Annotated in this window: 8 protein-coding genes; all 8 read right to left on the reverse strand. The window is 47.4% G+C overall.

Features of this window, described 5'->3' with window-relative positions:
- Positions 1-332: 332 nt before the first annotated feature.
- On the reverse strand, positions 333-5,801 hold the full coding sequence (locus QUB06_RS16715) for an AAA family ATPase (protein WP_333436212.1): 5,469 nt from the start codon (positions 5,799-5,801) through the stop codon (positions 333-335).
- A 618-nt stretch (positions 5,802-6,419) separates the two neighbouring features.
- Entirely contained in the window at positions 6,420-7,895 is a 1,476-nt protein-coding gene (locus QUB06_RS16720; RefSeq protein WP_333436213.1) for an NAD(P)/FAD-dependent oxidoreductase, read from the reverse strand.
- A gap of 267 nt (positions 7,896-8,162) precedes the next feature.
- Positions 8,163-9,428, reverse strand: coding sequence for a threonine-phosphate decarboxylase (locus tag QUB06_RS16725; protein ID WP_333436214.1), 1,266 nt, complete (start codon positions 9,426-9,428; stop codon positions 8,163-8,165).
- A 15-nt stretch (positions 9,429-9,443) separates the two neighbouring features.
- The gene (locus QUB06_RS16730; RefSeq protein ID WP_278187376.1) at positions 9,444-9,752 is read right to left on the reverse strand and encodes an HU family DNA-binding protein; all 309 of its coding nucleotides are present in this window, start codon (positions 9,750-9,752) and stop codon (positions 9,444-9,446) included.
- Between the two features lie 714 nt (positions 9,753-10,466).
- The gene (locus tag QUB06_RS16735) at positions 10,467-12,854 is read right to left on the reverse strand and encodes an AMIN domain-containing protein (RefSeq protein WP_333436215.1); all 2,388 of its coding nucleotides are present in this window, start codon (positions 12,852-12,854) and stop codon (positions 10,467-10,469) included.
- 377 nt (positions 12,855-13,231) lie between these two features.
- Positions 13,232-14,035, reverse strand: coding sequence for a pilus assembly protein PilO (locus QUB06_RS16740; RefSeq protein WP_333436216.1), 804 nt, complete (start codon positions 14,033-14,035; stop codon positions 13,232-13,234).
- Positions 14,032-14,934 carry a PilN domain-containing protein gene (locus QUB06_RS16745; RefSeq protein WP_333436217.1) on the reverse strand — a complete coding sequence of 301 codons (903 nt, stop codon included), beginning with the start codon at positions 14,932-14,934 and terminating at the stop codon, positions 14,032-14,034. The genes QUB06_RS16740 and QUB06_RS16745 overlap by 4 nt, the downstream gene beginning before the upstream one ends.
- Positions 14,935-15,333: 399 nt before the next feature.
- Positions 15,334-16,428 (reverse strand): type IV pilus assembly protein PilM, encoded by a 1,095-nt coding sequence (pilM, locus tag QUB06_RS16750; protein WP_333315742.1) that lies wholly within the window; start codon positions 16,426-16,428, stop codon positions 15,334-15,336.
- Positions 16,429-16,481: the final 53 nt, after the last annotated feature.

The raw sequence follows: 16,481 nt of genomic DNA on the forward strand, positions 1-16,481 counted from the left end.
CTCCACAATCTCAGTAGCATGATAGCTGCTTTCATTTCGGTAAGGTAGAGGCTTAAAATCTCAAGGAAACTCTTAACTCTAAACAGGGCACAAAAAAAGGGAAGAGTGTTGGTAAAGCGGGCAGTTGCAAACCGCTGTCTCAATCACGAATAAGGTGCGGGCGGAGGATGGGGGAATTAGTCTAGATTCTTTGTTTCCCTAGTTTGTAGTCGCTAGTTCCTAGCCTGAGAGCAAGAGAGCCTGTTGCCCGTTCCCCGTGTCCTCTTTCTTCTAATAACGGGGTTCCGAGTTTGGAGGCGGTGTTCTATGCGTTAAAGCCTAGCACAAACTGCTCACGCCGGAATAGAAATTACAAACTCCGAACCCTGACAGAGGGAGGAATTCACCACTAATGTACCTCCATGTTTTTCCACAACAATTTGGTGGGCTATAGACAATCCTAATCCAGTTCCTTGACCCACAGGCTTGGTTGTGAATAAGTGGTTAAAGATGTTTTCCTTGACTTCGGCAGACATCCCCACTCCATTATCCTTAATGCGAATCAAAACCTGATTGTTGTCTTCGCTCAAAGCAGTTTGAACCGTGATTTGATTAGGTAGGGCTTTAATTTCACTAAAACTCCGCCCCTTATTTGACTCCTCCAGAGCATCAATGGCATTAGCCAGCACATTCATAAATACCTGGTTTAACTGTCCCGGAAAGCATTTTACTAGGGGTAAGTTACCATACTCTTTCACAACTTCAATGGCAGGGCGGAACTCGCTGGCTTTTAAACGGTGCTTGAGAATTAGCAGAGTGCTTTCAAGTCCATCATGAATATTGAAAGAAACGGGTCGATCGCTATCAGCCCTGGAAAACGTTCTCAAACTCGTACTGATATTGCGGATGCGATCGACTCCTTCCTTCATTGAGCCAATTAACTTGGGCAAATCTTCTCGCAAATACTCCAAGTCCATATCCTCAATTTCTGTTTCAATTACCCCTCCCGGATTGGGAAATGTTTCTTGATAGAGATCGATCAAATTGAATAAATCCCCGACGTATTCTTGAGCCGGTTGCAAGTTGCCGGCGATAAAGCCTACGGGATTGTTAATTTCGTGGGCTACCCCTGCGACTAAATTTCCGAGAGCAGACATCTTCTCACCCTGCACCAATTGCAACTGCATCTGTTTGAGCTCGTGGATAGACTGTTCTAGTTTTTGAGCATATTCCTGGGATTGCTGATACAGTCGGGCGTTTTGTAAGGAAATTGCTGCTTGGGAGCACAGGATGTTGAGGATGGCGACGCGATCGCGCGTAAACGCCCCCGTTGTGAGATTATTCTCTAGATACAGAATCCCCATTACTTTGCCTTGATGGAGAATCGGAGTGCATAATACGCTCTTGGGTTGGTGCTCCATGATGTAAGGATCGCCAGCCCAGGTGGTTTGAGTGCTGGCACGATCGAATACTAGGATTTCTTTTGTACGTTTGACGTAGTTAATGATGTTCAGAGGAATTGCTTTGCTTTCTTCAACTAGAAGTGATTGCAAGTCACAATTTTGGCGATTTGTACAGTGTACGGCAACTCTCCACTTTCCTGCTTCCTCCAAAATTAATGCTCCGGTTTGTGCTCCGGCATTTTGCACTACTACTTGCATCAAAGTAGTTAGCAATTGCTCTAGTTCTATTTCACTGGAAAGAGCTTGAAAAGCTTTGATCACTGTCGGCAAATCTACTAACTCTAAACTGCTTGTGCTACCGATAATTGTTCTATTGGTGTTAGATAGGGATGATTCACTGCTGGAGGTGTGAGTTATTTCGGTCGGATTCTGGCGAGTTCGCTCCTGTTGCAGAATCACAGCAAGCAATTCGGGGTAGCGCTGTTCTAGATGGTCAATCTTTGCTTTGGCTCCCCACTTTGCGTAAGCATAGTAAGCATCAATTAAATAGGGTTTTGCCAGTTTTTCTTTGCCCCATTCTAAGTAGAATTTGGCAGCGAGTTCGTGAGCAACTGCTTCTTCGTTGATGTACTCGTTTTCTTGGGCGAGGGCAATAGCCTTGTCGTACATCTCGACCGCTTCTATTTTTTGGTTTAAAACGCGATGCCGTTCTGCCTCTACTAGATAGAATTTATGCAGATGATTCATGGGGGCATGATTCGCCCACTTTTGCATTTTTTCTTGGTTAGCTTGTACTCTATCAAGAATGCCCTGTTGTTCAGACTGGGGAGTGTCAGAATACACTGCCAACCGCACCAAAGAATCGTAGAAATGGAAGATAGCAACAGTTATCAGCCCTGAAGCTGCGCTCAAATAACTTTCTATTTGAGCGCTACTTTTAAAAGCTTCCGGGTAATTTTCAAACAGATAACAAAGCACAAGTTGATGCAAGTATAAGTAATGAATCCCTAGGTAGTTATTGGTTCCCTGATACAGTTGCAACATTGTCTCTTCGTCGTAGGCTTCTCCCTTTAAATGGCATGGGTCTGCCGATCTTCCTATCAAGTTCAAAACGGCTTGCCAACAAATTTTCTGATAAGAAAGTGGGGCTTCCTGGTGAATTTTACTAACGGCATCTGCGTAGGTTGCTATTTCTGGTTCGAGTTGCGTTAGTTGCTTGCCAACAAAATACGAGTAATAACTGTAGTGAAAGATAGCATAACCAGCAAATTCTAACTCTCCGGTTTCCAGCCCACAAGTATAATCTGACAGCAAAGGTTTTAAACTATTTCTGAAGTGTTCTTTCCAAGGTTGAATACAAGAATGCACCATTGCGGATGTCTTGGCTTGGATTTCTTTGGCATTCAACTTTGACAATAGACGTAAAGCCAGTTGACCGAACTGATAGCCCCGCTCAATATCTCCCATGCCACAGAGAAGAAAACTATATATGACAAAAGCATAGGGAGACAAAGAAGCATTGCCATATTGGACAGATAAATTGACCTGTTTGCAAACTACCAAAGGCGCGAGTGGCGGCAGCGCTAGGTAGGCAGGAGTAAATAGGCTTGACAGAATCGTTATAGTTGCTATTTGTTGAGGATCTGTCATCAGAGGGAGATCAATTAAGTCCTCAGTTCCCTTTCCGCTCAAAATTGACGCGGTTTCTCCTAGTGCCTGTCCAATATCAGAGAAATTTGGCTCGGAGGGAAACTCTACCCCCAACTGCTTTAAGACTGGCAACCCTGTATTCAGCGCTTCCTGTAGCTTATTTTGCGCCATATAAGCTTGAATTTGGACTTCATATAGCTTCACTTTGTCCCCTAGCGTTTTGGCGCCGTTTTCCACGACAGATGCTAATTTTTCCATCTGGTCAAAATCACCGTTTAGATATGCCGCCGCTGCTGCTTCTGTATACAGCGCTAATGTTAGTTCGTATTGACTATGCCAACTATTTTCTGTCAGTAATTCCTGGCCAACCTTGAAATCTTCAACCGCAGCAGCATAAGCGGTAGCAGCTTTGGCTTTCTTTCCAGCAACCAGATTCAATCGTGCTAATTGTTCCCGTTCTGCCTCCTGGGTAATTAGCTCAACTCCCACATTTAAGTGATTGACAATATCAAAAATTCTTTCTTCTCGCTCGGCTTCGGGCGTATTCTTTAATAACAGTTGACCAATTTTTAAGTGAGTAGAACGCTTTTGGTCTTCAGGAATGAGGGAATAGGCTGCTTGTTGAACGCGATCGTGTAAAAAATTATATTTGGGTAATTGGTCATGGGTAATTAGTAATTGATCGGATTTCTTTTCCTTAGCGATTACCGATTCGCTATTTCCCTCTGCTTGATAAAACTTATAAACTTCGCTAATGGGTAAAATTAGCCCGTCTTGTAGTGCCTTCCATAAAGCCGATGCGGTTTCTTCTGGCGAATTTTCATCAACAATTGCTAACGTCGCCAAATCGAACTGATTGCCAATACAAGCAGCTAACTTTAAAACTTCCTGTGTCTGAGCTGGCAACTTTCGCAACTGAAGTGCCATAAATTCTACAACATCATCTGTTAGTGCCAAGGTTCGCACTCGGGCAATATCGCACTGCCAATAACGAAGCTCAACATTAAATTCAATTAGCCCATCTTCATGCAAAGATTTGAGGAATTGTGTGCTGAAAAATGGATTGCCTTGGGTTTTCTGATAAACGAGTTCTGTCAAAGGCTGAGCCAACGCTGTAGAACAAGCTAGAGTATCGGCAACTAAACAATTTACGTCGGCTCGATCGAGCGGTGCTAAGGTAATAGTATTCACCTTTGCTTCAGTTTTTTGAATCTCTGCTAACGTCAGCATCAATGGATGTGCTGGAAAAACTTCGTTATCCCGATAAGCTCCAATTAAAAAGAGATAGCAGTTATCAACGTCGCTCATCAGCAGTTGAATTAATTTTAACGAGGCTGAGTCTGCCCATTGCAAATCGTCCAAGAAAATCACTAAAGGATGGTCTTTTGTTGTGAAGACTTGAATGAATTTTTCAAACAACAAATTGAAGCGATTTTGACCAGCACTCCCCGAAAGTTCGGGGACGGGCGCTTGCTGTCCGATAATACGTTCTAGTTCCGGAATGACTTCAACGATTACCTGAGCATTCTCGCCCAAAGCAGCCAAAATTTCCGACTTCCATTGTTCAAGTTTGGCATCGGTTTCCGATAGCAGTTGTCCCATTAAATCGCGAAAAGCTTGGACAAATACTGTAAAGGGAAGAGTGCGTTGAAATTGGTCAAATTTGCCTTTAATAAAGTAGCCGCGCTGCCGGACAATGGGTTTGTGAACTTCGTTGACTGCAGCGGTTTTACCAATACCAGAAAAACCAGAAACGAGCATCATTTCAGTGCTACCTGCACTCACGCGCTCGAAAGCTGCTAGTAGAGAGGATACTTCGCTTTCTCTACCGTATAATTTTTCTGGGATGAGGAAGCGATCGCACAAATCTCGTTGTCCTAATTTAAAGGATGCAATCTCTCCCTTTTCTCTCCACTGCTGCCAACAAGTTTCTAAGTCATACTTGAGTCCGCTGGCACTCTGATAGCGGTCTTCTGCATTCTTCGCCATCAGTTTATTAACTATCTCAGACAGTACCGGAGGAACTGCTGGGTTGAGTTCATGGACGGCAAAAGGTTGTTTTGCTAGGTGGCAGTGTACCAAATCCATTGGATCGTCTGTTTGGAACGGTAACTTTCCTGTTAGTAATTCGTAGAATGTGACTCCCAGAGAGTAGAAATCTGTGCGGTAATCAATGCCTCGGTTCATTCGCCCAGTTTGTTCGGGAGATATGTAGGGTAAAGTACCTTCTAGGACATTGGGATTTTGAATTTCTTGGGTTTCGCGCGGCAGCAGGGAAGCGATGCTCAAATCAATCAGCTTGACTTCTTTGCTGATGGGATTAATTAGAATATTGGCGGGCTTGAGGTCTTTATGGATGACGTGGTGGCGATGAAGTCCGTCAAGGGCGTTGGCAATTTGAATCGCCATAGGAAGAAACTCGTTAACTGGCAAGCCTTCTAGGGTTTCGTTGCTATCGGATGCTAGACTAGCAAGGTAGCTACATAAGGAAATTCCGCCAAAGTCTTCCATCACCAGAGCATAGCGGTTATGATAGCTCTCCAGGCTGTATGCCTTGACAGTGCCGGGGATATTTAAGTTTTTAGCAATGACGTATTGGTTGCGGAAGTGAACCAGTTCGTTGAAGCTGGGAAAGTCATTTCGCAGTAGTTTGATCGCGACGGGTTGCTGATCACAAGAGCGAATACCACGATAAACTAGAGTTCGATTGCCTGCGTATATTTCCTCGTTAATGTGATATCCTAGAAAAAAATTTGTGATGTTAGTCATATCTACGTATTCCTACTGCTTCTGTCAAGTCTGAAGCTTCTGAGAGTTACTATCTACTATTTTCGCTTGCTCTGCTTTAGTATTCAGTGAATTACATTTTTCTTAATATATTTGGGAGAGAGAGTTATGAAAGCAAGAGTTTAAAACAATACTTGAATTGTTTATGTAAGAGCTGTTGATACTGGAGTTAAGACTCAGTAGAAAATGAAGGAGGCTAATGCTCATTGAACGACAGCAGTTGATAGAAGAGGAATTTAAGAGGCTAATCTGGTACTTAAGAGTATTTTTAAAACCGATGCTTGTATGCGATCGCCTATTAAATCTAATGTCGAGTTTAGCTCAGAATTTAATCTCATCAGTACAATTCGGGCGACTCTGCATTTAAAGCAGGAAGCAGAGGAAATCTAGTTTGTGCGCTCGATGGCGGATCGGTAGGGAGTCATAGGCTCCAAGCCGAATTATTTGTCCAGATGCAACAACAAGCTGCCCCACTTTAATAAGTGAATCAGGCATTTAATGCCAAAATTCAGAAGCCGACTATGGAACTAGCCCAAGTCAATTATATTTTGCCACTCACATACTTACAATTACCAATTACCAATTACCCCTTTGATTTTTTCACTTCCAATACCTGCGCCAGTGAAACAAATTCTCCCACAAATTCTGGATAAAAGTATTGCTGCCCAAGCGCTGCGACTCCCAAACAGCAGCAGTTTGACCGTTAATTGCCGAAAAACTCGACCAAATATAAGGAAGTTGGGCGATCGCCTCAACCTTCATCCCGTGACGCACAGCCAAAGCGATCGCGTGAATCAACTCAGCAGCTTGCGGCCCCACAATACTCGCTCCCAACATCTCACCATTGCGACGCCCGACAATCTTACAAAAACCAGTTGTATCCCCGGACATTTGAGCTCTTTCAACATTCTTGAAATATTCCCGACAAACAATGAGATCGTCTCCAAAACGGCGCCTTGCTTGCGCTTCAGTCAAGCCAACCCTCGCCAACTGCGGATCAGAAAAAATAGCCCAAGGAATCCCGCGATAATCTATTTGAAACATTGGCAAAAACAAAGCATTTTTCACAGCAACCGCAGCTTCGTAATTAGCGATGTGAGGGAACGGATAACCCCCAGCAACATCGCCGATCGCATAAATTCGGTGATTTGTTGTTTGCAGCTTTTCATTTAAAATCACCCCCCGATCGCTGAATTTAACCTTAGCCGCTTCGAGATTTAACGATGAAAAATTGTGTCCTCTACCCGCAGCCAGAAAAATCTCCTCAGCTTCGATCGCCCTTGGCCCAGCTTGAATCCATTTTTTACCCTCAATCACCCTCGCTTGAGTCACCTCAGTTGCAGTCAGAATCCGCACTCCTTCAGCTTCCATTCCAGCTTGCACCAACCCAGCAGCCTCCCGGTCTTCTTTAGCCAAAATGTGCGAACTTTTCACCACCAAAGTGACAGCAACCCCCAGCCGAGCAAAAGTCTGAGCCACTTCGACACCGCTGGGATCTGCACCGATTACAGCCAAACTTTTAGGCAACTGTGGAAGTTTTGCTAATTCCCCGACAGTTTCCGAAGTAAAAAAGCCAGCAGATGAAAGTCCTTCAATATTGGGAATCGCCGGCAGAGTTGGACAAGCTAGCAAATAACAGAGCGATCGCAATGAACGCCCGCCCGCAACAAAAGCCAAATCCGGTTTCGCAACAAACTCGCCGTTGCCAAAAATAACATCGACCCCGCGAGCCGCCAAAAGGCCGAGAGAATCAATTTCTGACAAATTAGAAACAACATCATCTGCCCACTTGAGAACCCCGTCAAACCGCAATTTGAGCGGCATGGAGGAATTGGCAACTTCCCAGCGAACCCCCAACTGCTGGCGGCTGATCTGCTGGGCAAAACGAGCAGCCTCCCTCAAAGTTTGGCTGTATCTCAAACCAAGGTCGATCGACTCTTTCCCCCCAGTCGGCAAATCTTGCGAATTACTTAGCGGTTCCACCAAAGCAACGCGGGCCGGGAAATTAGTTGCAGTCAAAGCAGCATAGCGTCCGGCCGGAGTTCCACCAATAATCACTAAATCATAGTCAAGCATAAATAAAGAAGTCAGTAGTCATTAGTCATTAGTTAGTAGTCATTAGTCAGTAGTCAGTAGTCATTAGTCAGTAGTCATTAGTTTAGGACGATCGGCGCGCGGGGTCAGAAACCCGGTTTCTTCCTAGATACTTCGCTGTAAAACCCAAGATTTATCAGAGAAACCGGGTTTCTTGGGAAGTGCGCTCGAACGACCAATAAAATCGGTTTGTCAACTGACAACGGACAACTGTAAACGGACAACTGACTAATGACTAATGACTACTGACTAATGACTAATGACTTCTTTAAGTCCAGCAATCAGTCGCAGATTGTCCGCCCTTGATCGCACAGCCACCCGAAAAAACCGATCGCCCAACTCAGGAAAACTCAAACAATCCCGAATCAAAATCCGGTGTCGTTCCAACAGACTTTTTTGAATCGAAGAAACCGACATCGACGACTCAACCAACAAGAAATTAGCCGCCCCGGCAAAAGGCTGCAAACCCGGTAAATTAGCCAAACCCTCAAATAGCTCTCGGCGAGCAACAGGCAGCCACTCCCAGGTTTGCCGCTCAAAAACAGTATCTCGCACCACAGCAGCAGCAGCAGCAGCAGCCAAAGCATTCACAGGCCAAGGATCGCGCTGCAACTGCCAGCGGCGCAGAATATCGGGATGGGCGATCGCACAGCCCAAGCGCAGTCCCGGCAGAGAATAGAATTTAGTGAGCGATCGTAAAATCACCAAATTCGGAAACTCCTCAACAGCATCGATCAAAGTTTCCTGCTCAGAAGGCGGTAGAAAGTCCATAAAGGCCTCATCCACCACCACCATACCTAACTGCTTCACATAAGGCAAAATCGCCTCCCTAGCGAACAGTAAACCCGTAGGATTGTGCGGGTTGTTCAGGAGCAAACCTCGTCGATGATTGGCATCGAGAGCAAGATGAACCGGGAGACGGAGAGAAGGGGAGACAAGGGAACGGTTAGAAACCGACAAATCATCGGTTACTAACTCGTTTCCTGCCCCAGCCTCCAACGATTTCAGATCCAACTCAGATGTGGCACCATTCTCAATTAGTTGTTTAGGAACAGGCATCATGCCTGTTCCACAAAATTCATCTCTTGTGGAATGGGCATCTTGGTCGTTCTTGACAATGGTGCAAGATTGGAGTTCCAAAGGACATTTGAGAACCTGCGCGCCGAAAGCCGAAAGAGCCCGCCAGTAATCCCCAAAAGCCGGAGTCACCAGATAAGTCGCCTCCAGCTTCGACAAATCCCAAGCCGCCCAAGTCAACAATTCCGCCGAACCATTCCCCGGCAAAATCCAATCCCGGTCAACATTCAAAGCCTCCCCCAAAGCAGTCCTGAGCTCTCCATAATCCGGGTCTGGGTAAGCCGTCAGACTGCTCAAGTTTGATTGAATTGCAGCCAGGGCCGACTCAGGAGGGCCCAAAGGACTGATACTCGCAGAAAAATCAAGAATAGCAGAGGCAGGGCAGCCGGCCAGTGCGGCTGCCCAAGCTAAATTCCCACCGTGTACAGGTCTAATCAAGACTCAGTTCGCCAGCTATTCCGCGTTTTTCGGCGGTGCAACTCTGTCCTTAAACAACTTCCCTGCGGAAAATGCGGGAACTCTGGTTGCCGGGATTTCCATCTTGTCGCCAGTTTTGGGATTGCGACCCTCGCGGGCCTTGCGTTCCCGCGACTCAAACGAGCCAAAACCGACCAGCGTCACCTTGTCGCCATCGGAGACAGCTTCCATGATTGCTTCGAGGGCGGCACTCAAAACAGCATCTGCCTGTTTTTTCGTCACGCTAGCCTTTTCCGCGACTGCATCAACCAATTCACCTTTGTTCATTGCGAACTCCTTCTGGATTTGCAAAATTACGTTAAACAGAGTTAGTTCAACTATTAGCTGTGAGTTATCAACTGGATTGAGGTGTGGATTGGGAGGTTTGGGTGGTTCCCGATTGCTCCCGTCCGCTTCCCCGAATCACAACTCCTGCTGAATACCAATTACCCTAGGGTAATTGGTCAGAGAAGGAATTTTTGTTTCTAACTGCTGAAAACCCCACAGCATCTAATTTTCACTGCATTATTCTAAAGTCTTGCCGACCGTTATGGATCGGTGGAACCTTTAATTTATATGGAACTTGCTAATTTTTGTAATTAATCCCAAAATTTAGGTAAAAAAATACCACCTTGGAGACAAGATTTCTCGCCTCGGTGGATTTGAAAGCATAAAAAAAGGAGAAATAGAAGGAATAAAATGTAATTTGTCAAGGGCTAAAGGAAAAGTTTTTTCCTTGTTCCTTATTTCTTTCCCCTCTTTCTTTCCTCGTGGGGGGGCTGTTTCATTCTCTCGGAACCCGCCAGGGACTGAAGTCCCTGTCTCATAGCTGAAGTCGTCTGAAGACGACTGAAAGAGTGATTTATAGTCCTCGCTTCAGAGGACTAATCAGTTCTTTAGTCCTCTGAAGCGAGGACTTTAGCTTTGAGGCAGGGGTTTCAACCCCTGTCGGACTGTCGGACTGTCGGACTCAGGGGAAAGAGGGTGGAAAGTTGACAGCAAGACCTTTTTCCTTCGTTCCTACTGTCTCGGCTGGACGGGCTGACTGCGCTGCAACATTTGGCGCGCGTCGGGACTGATGCTGTTTTGGTACCCAAAGTTCGATCGATCGCTATCATCCAAAATCTGCGGAGTCAGCAATACAATCAACTCCGCCCGCTGGTTGCTCTTATTGGTTCTCCTGAACAGCGAACCGATAATCGGCAAATCTCCTAAAATCGGAATCTTGTTGGCTGTAACCCGTTCTTCATCGCGGATAATCCCCGAAACAATCAAAGTCTGACCGTCCCGCAGGCGAATTAGCCCCGATTGCAACGAACGCTCGCCCAGCAGCCTGATAGTATTCGTGTTCGCGCCCGTGGCCAGGTCTTGCTCGCCGCCAGGTGTCCTGATAATCGGGTTCACCCGCAGAGAGACAAAGCCATTATCGTCAATCCGATCGATCGCCACCCCCAACTGCAAACCAGCCCTGTCTTTGACAGCCGTCACCGTTTGGGTACTTGTATTTCCGGTAGTCGTCGTTTGCGACGTGATGTTAGTGATCACCTCATCAGTAATATTCACATTCGCCGTTTCTCCTTCTTGAACCACCAGAGTCGGATCGGTCAGGATTTTGGCATTCTGGCTCTGAATAGTGGCCTGCAACGCCGACAGGAACCTCCTCGGATACTGGAACGCCGGGAACAGGCCGAACTCTGCACTTCCCGAAGCGGTTGCCGAGCCTGGCTCGTAATCCGTAATTCCAACTCGCGTGGGGTCATTAGTAATTGGGGCTGTCGGTCGGAGGAACACACCTTTGGCGGCGGTATCGCGACCTTGACCTGTAAGCGGCACGATACGCCGGCCGTTCGCATCGTAGAAAGGCTCCAGGTCTGCTAAAGGGTTGCCGATGATCGGCCGACCGGTCAAGCTCCCATCGAGAGCGTTTGCATTGGGCGGATTGATGCCGCCAAAATTGAGACTTGCCGCCCCATTGTCATTGACAAAGAAACTGTTATTAATTCCGAAAGAGAAGCTGCTGCTAGTTCTGTTGTCTCCCAACAAGTTGATATCGATCACCTTGACGTTGACAGCAACTTGACGGCGGCGCAAATCTAGCTGTGTCAAGAAAGCCACAGCCATGTCAACTTTGCGCGGGTCTCCGACTAAAGTGATGGAATTGAGCCGAGAATCCGCCAGCACCGACAGTCCCCTCAGCAACAGCGGCCCCGTGCCTTCCCTAGCGCCGATCGCCTTAATGTCCGGTTCCCTAATTTCTACATCCCGCGCCGCATTTCCCTGGCCGACGCTTTGAATAGTCACCCGAGTAATCGGCAGTTGAGTTTCCGCCCCTTGAGCGCTCAAAAAGTTAGCTGCATCGGTAGACCGAACTTGATTGAGCCGCAGAGTCCGAATGATAATATTGCGCGAGTCGATCGGCAAGTTAGTCCCTACAAAAATCGTCCGCCCCTGGCGGTTAGCTTGCAGCCCGCTGAGCCGCAGCACGTAATTAAAGACATCTTGCACCGACTCATTTTCGATGTCCAAAGAAATCTTTGGCCCTTCATCTGAACCGGTGGCTCCCGGCTGACCAGGCACTGCGGGCTGGCCCGGTTGAGCAGGGGCCCCGCCGCCTGTAAAAGCAATGTTCAATCCTGCAGCGCGAGCCAGCAGAGCCAAAACGTCCCGGACTGGGGCATCCCGCAGCACCAAGCGGGGGATGCGTTCTCCCGAACTCAGTTCAATATTTCCCGCGCCGGGGGCGATGTTAGACACCGCGATATCTCCCAAGGGCGGAGCCACGGCCCGCGGTTGGAAAGGCGCAGCCTGATTGCTCTGGGATTGTATTTCGCTGGGGAGGGGCGGGCGATCGTTCCTGGTAACAGTAACTTCGGGATTTGGCAGCAGCACGCCTGGGTTTTGCGAGGTGCGGACTTGGGGAGCTGGCGGGGGAGCTGTTTGGCTCAGCGGCAGTCCCGGCGGCGGCGGAGGTAAAGTTGGGGCAGACTGTGCTGTACCACCCTGTCCGGCAACGCTGAGGACGATGCTTTGGCCTTGTCCCGGCACAATTTGTCCGTTGGGAACTCCGTTGGTGCCCGCTACCACAACGCGGATGCTGTTAGCCTCTACCTGGGTGATTTCTACTGAAGAAATTCCCGGAGCGGGGTTATCTTGACGGAATCTGTTGCCTTGTGGTAAGCGAAGTTGGGTGTTGATAATTGTGGCTTGGTAAGTATTGCCGTTATTGATGGCGAAAACTTGCGGGCGATCGCCCTTTTCTGTCGCCATAACAATATTTACGCCATTATTACCTTGACTTATTTGCACTCCTGTGACTTGAGTCGGCACTGCCAAGACGGGGGCTTGGGCGATCAAAACTCCTGCAACGCTGCATAAGAGTCCTCCACTTAACCGTAGATGCTGTTTCACGTTCTCTCCTCAACTACAATTTGTATTTGTTGTTCGCAGTCTTTTGTCGCTAGCTGCTAAACTGACTGAAAGATTCTCGCTTCGAGTCTATTTGAAAGGAGAAGTTATACCCTTTTCGATTGGCGATTTTCTATGGGGAATAACTGATGACACCAGGGTTAGAAGCTATCCTACAGTTCCATTAATTTTTGAAACTGGTATTAGAAGAAATTAGGTTTTAGAGCATTTTTTTGAGTGCCATATCAAAAAAAATTGTGGCATTCATTATTTTTTGACTTCTACCTTCAATCTTCAAAATTCTACTTTCTGCCTTCTCCTTTCTTGTGAAAGAGCGAGTTTGGAAGAATAGCTAATAGCTAATATCCGCCCAACTACAGCTACTTAGCAGCAGGACTGGGAGCCGGAGTTGGCGTTTTTTCTTCTTGCTTTAACGGCAGCAGGGCGTGCAAGTCAAAAGCAGTTTTAATTTTAGTTGGCGGCTGCTCCACAGGAACTATTTTCCCTTTCACAAAGTCAACTTCAATTGGCTGATTTGATGCTAGCAATTCAGATTTCAAATTCCTCACTACCAACAGGGACTGCATCAACTCCAAGTTACGCATAAAATTGCGGGTTTGAGCGAAAGTGCCTTCAAACTCTACCTTAAATTTTTTGCGTCTGAGCTTGCCAGCCAAGGACGACCCGAAGGAGGTATCGGCCAGAATATCTGGGTCTGGAGCTCCTGGCGCGGCGGTGGCTGCCGCTGGGGGCATATCCGGCTCAAATTTGGTAATTTTAGCCTTGAGGTCATCTCCTTGCACCCCGGCATTGATTCTATTAACCAGTTGGGTCATGTCAAGCAAAATTGTGTTGGCGCTGGCGTCGCTGGCAAACATTGCCGTCACGTTGGCGCGGCGCTGTTTTGCTTCTTCTTGCTTGGCTTCTGCTTCTGCCTTTTTTTGAATTTGAGTTTGCAATTGCAGTTGCGTTTGCTCGCTTTCGCTAAGTTTTTGCTTGAATTGGTCGCTTTTTTGGAACTCGGGCAGTACGAACTGGTAGCCAATGCCGCCGGCAATGACGAGGCCGAGAACCGCGATGCCGATTGCTTGGACTTGGGGTGTCAGCTTAATGCCGAATATTTCCTGAGCCCCTGTCTCTTCTGCTTGTCCGCCACTGGGAATAAACTCATTTGCTGCTGTCATTGTTTTTTCACCTCTGGTTTTTGTGGTTCTAGCACTCCTTTTTCTTGAAGTGTTTCTATCCGTATTGCTAGCCCGTCTGCTTGCTTGCTGCGGAGCTCGGAGAGCAACTCGGAGGCTCCCGTCGGGCTGAGCGTGGTTTCAATTTTATATTCCACCACTGGTCGCAGTTTGGGAAGTTCTGGTGGTGCTGCGTTTTGGTTACGCACTTGTAATTGTGCGGGGTTGTTTTTTAATGTGGCCGCTATCAGTTTGGTATCGGTGTTAAGGAAGAAAGGAGAGCGCTGGACTAGCAACATAAAGTCGTTAACTTGAGCAAAGGTACTGGCTATCCCTGAGATTTGTACTTTTGATGCCTGCTGCGGGACGACGGGGGGGGGAGGTGCTGCCGGGGTGGGGCTGGCTGCTGGAGATGGACTCGCCCCTGGGGAGGCTGCCGGGGTGGCTGCGGGGGGTGGGGGTGCTGCTGCCACGGGGGAGGGACTGGGGTCGATTTGCTCGATTTTGCCAATTTGCACTCCCGCCGGAGTGCGGGCACTGAGGTCTTGCAGCATCGCCGACCAAGGTTTAATTTGGTCGAATACTCCGGCTAATGCTTTGTATTCGGCGGTAACTTGGTCGGTTTCGGCGTTGATGGCTTTGATGGTGCTGGCTTGAGTGTTTAACGTGGCCAGTTTTGCGTCGATGTCTGCTTGTTTTTTGGCCAAGTTGTTATTTTCGTTAATCGCCCACCACCCGGCGCCCAGGACTGCGGCGTTGACCCCGAAGGCAAACAGCACCGCCCCATATATGGGCAGTTGGTCTTTGGCTCCACCAGAACTTTTTTTAGTTGAGCTTTTGGCTGCTGCAACGGGTTTGTAGTCCGGACGGTCGTTGAGAAAATTAATATCTAGGCTGTACATGGCTTCACTCGATTTTTTAGCAGAAGGGAGAAGGAAGAAGGCACAAGGTAGAAGGAAGAAGGCACAAGGTAGAAGGAAAAAGTGATCGACTGCTTATGTTTGAGCAATTAAGAATGTCCCAACTCTCTTGGCTGTTGCTATAGATTTAAATTTGAAATTTTAGATTTTAGACAGAGCCCAAGATTGCTGGTACAAGTGAAGGATTTATTTAGGGAAGAAAGAAACAACTTTTTGCCTTCTACTGAAGGAAGGGGCTGCTTCTACCTCAGATATATTCTACCTTTTACCTTCTACCTTCTACCTCCAATATTCTACCTTCTGCTTTCTGCCTTCTTCTGTTGGAAGGGGTTTTTACCTAAAATTCTCAAACCGGTTTTTCTCTCATCTAAAACTGTTAGTTCACATAACCTCCCTTAGTCCTAAACCTAGGGCGACTCCTAAACCTGCTCGCTGTTCTGGGGTAATTTCTTGGCTGATTTCGAGTCCTAGGGTTTCGATGGGATCGACTTGAGATGCGGGCAAGCTTAATCTTTGCATAAAAAATTCGTCTAGTTTGCCGATCGCAGCTCCCGGGCCTGCTAGCAGCAGTTGCGCTACTTCGAGTTCTTCGCTCTGGTTGAGGTAAAAGTCTACTGAGCGGCGCAGTTCGTCTGCTAGTTCTCCCAATACTTTTATCATCGCATTTGTTCCCGGATTCGCGTCTCCCGATGCGCCCATTGTATCTGTGACTGGCAGGGTCATGCCTTGCAGTTCGCTGGTGTCTCTGGTTGGCGGCAGGTTCATGGCTTGGTTGAGGGCGGTCTGGATTTGGTAGGTGCCGATCGGGATGGTACGGTTGAACTGAGGTATGCCGTCCACTACTATAGCTAACTCGGTGCTGTCAAATTCTATGGCGGTGAGAACTGCTGCTTCTTGGGACGAAAATTGTTGCAGTTGGTCTTTGAGGGTGCGGATTAGGGCAAAGCTGGTTACTTCTAGTACGTCTATAATCAGTCCGGCTTCTTTGAAGGTTTCGATGTATGTGTCGGTAACTTCTCTCCGGGTTGCTACTAACACGACTTGCACTTTTTCTACTCCGTCGTCATCTACAAAAAGGCCTATTTTTTGATAGTCTACGTCGGCGTCTTCTCTGGGAAATGGCAAGTACAGTCCTGCTTCTGCGTTCATGTAATCCCGCAGTTCTTCTTCGTTGAGCTCTGCGGGAACTGGGATGAGGCGGATGACGGCTTCGCGGCCGGGAATGGCTGTGGCTACTCGCTTGGCTTTGATTTTGTTTTCGGCGAGGACGGCTTTTATTAGTTCTGCCATTCCTGGCGGATCGACTATTTGTCCTTCTTGTACTATGTCTTCGGGAACTTCTATTGAGGCTAGGATGCCTAATTTTAATGCCTGACCTTTCTTTTCGAGCTGAATGATGTTGATGCGGTCTGGGGCTATTTCGATCCCGATTCCTGGCTGGCGTTGGGAAAGTAGACCTTTGAAAAAGTTAACCATGTGATTGGGTCGCCGGTAATTGCTATTTTTTTCTTTTGTAGTTGGCCAGCCTG

The sequence above is a fragment of the Microcoleus sp. D2_18a_D3 genome, from assembly GCF_036702455.1.
Classification (GTDB): domain Bacteria; phylum Cyanobacteriota; class Cyanobacteriia; order Cyanobacteriales; family Microcoleaceae; genus Microcoleus.